At 53.5% G+C, this 497-nt stretch carries 1 pseudogene; it reads left to right on the top strand.

What is annotated here, in order from left to right:
- Positions 1-248 (top strand): annotated as a pseudogene (locus tag B2R17_RS18500) (N-acetylgalactosamine-6-sulfatase); the annotation flags it as partial.
- Positions 249-497: the final 249 nt, after the last annotated feature.

Here is a 497-nt window from a genome sequence, read left to right on the forward strand (position 1 = left end):
AATCGGCTTCTCCGAGAAAAGAGATGTTCTGGAAACGCCGCGATCAGATTGGAGCGCGCGTCGGTCAATGGAAATGGGTCCAAATGGGCAAACAAGGCGGCCTATTCAATCTTGCCAATGACATGGCCGAAACTCACAACCTTTCGGAGTCTCGCCCTGAAATCCTGGCCATGGTCAAAGAACGATACGCCAATTGGCTCCGTGAGATGGAAGCCGCCGAACCCCGCGGCCCCTTTCGCGATTTCTGACATCTCTCGACTTGCGTCTGCAGCAACAGCAGGACACACCACTTGTGGACCAACCGCGGTTCGCTCAATGGGGACCGTCCGGTTGGCGGTGCCGGTTTGGCTCGCAATCCACCGGTAAAAAGTTGCACTATTTTTTGAGATTCTCGCGAAACAATTGCATCGCAGGAGAACTTAATCCCCTTAGAAGTGGCACAACGCGCACCAAGCAAATCTTGGACGACGTTGTCTTAGCAACGCACGGTGAATAAC

The organism is Rhodopirellula sp. UBA1907 (assembly GCF_002337565.1).
In the GTDB taxonomy this organism is placed as follows: Bacteria; Planctomycetota; Planctomycetia; order Pirellulales; family Pirellulaceae; genus Rhodopirellula; species Rhodopirellula europaea.